General features: G+C 39.4%; 1 protein-coding gene. It reads right to left on the reverse strand.

Annotated elements, in window-relative coordinates; translation table 11 throughout:
- Positions 1 to 758, reverse strand: a 758-nt coding sequence (locus tag B371_RS0100210) for an IS1380 family transposase (protein ID WP_019412362.1), incomplete at its 3' end; no start/stop codon positions are given.
- Between the last annotated feature and the right edge of the window lie 131 nt (positions 759 to 889).

An 889-nucleotide genomic window follows, 5' to 3' on the forward strand; every position in this document is an offset into this window, starting at 1 on the left:
GCATTCGATTTTAAACGGATGACATAATAAACGGATTCCTTTTCACACAAATCGTACAAAGCAGGGACAGCAAATCCACTATCTCCGCGAATAAATGGAGTAGTCTCTGGGAAGTTCTCGTTGTAATGTTCAATCAATGGTTGGATGAATTCTACTACACCGTTAGAAGTATACACATTGCCAGGACGTAGCTTGGCTTTCAGAAAATCACCTGTGACACCGTCAAAAACAACTAATGGATGGAAACCAACCGTTCCATAATGGGCGTTGTAAGCGATTGATTCTTGATTGCCATAGGTATCTGCATGAGTAGAATCCAAATCAAAGATGATGGCCTTAGACTTTCTGTACCGATGTACTTTATCGAGTAGTTTTTGATTGGCCATTTCTAATTGTTCAATGGAATTCGCATCAAATCGTCCCCAAAAACGAGATAGACTAGGTTGAGAAGCGAGCGCAGCTGTTCCAAGGATTTGTGTAAAAATAGGGTCGTCCGTTAATTGATCTGCCGCATCGTCTTCGGAATAGCCAGCAATCATTTGATACATCTTTTGACGCAACAAATTTTCATTGGAATGAGTAAAGAAAGACCTCGTGTCCTTCAAGTCTAGATGTTTCGACAATGTTTGAGAGAAGCCAAGCTTTTCATCGAACTCTCTAAAAATGAGCGTACCCGTATCAGAGGAAAGAGAACCTCCATCATTCGATAGTTTAATTTGACGATTGTAATTAAGCGTAATTTGCGGTAAAGTAGCCATTATAAGAATCCTTTCTACTGGTTATTTTGTCGTGATTTAACCTTAGCAGAAATGGATTCTTTTTTCATTTATTTCATGCACAAATAGCTGACAATAAAACTGATAAGATGGGCGTTTCTAGCCTGTCACGG

Source organism: Paenisporosarcina sp. TG20, from assembly GCF_000286315.1.
GTDB lineage: Bacteria > Bacillota > Bacilli > Bacillales_A > Planococcaceae > Paenisporosarcina.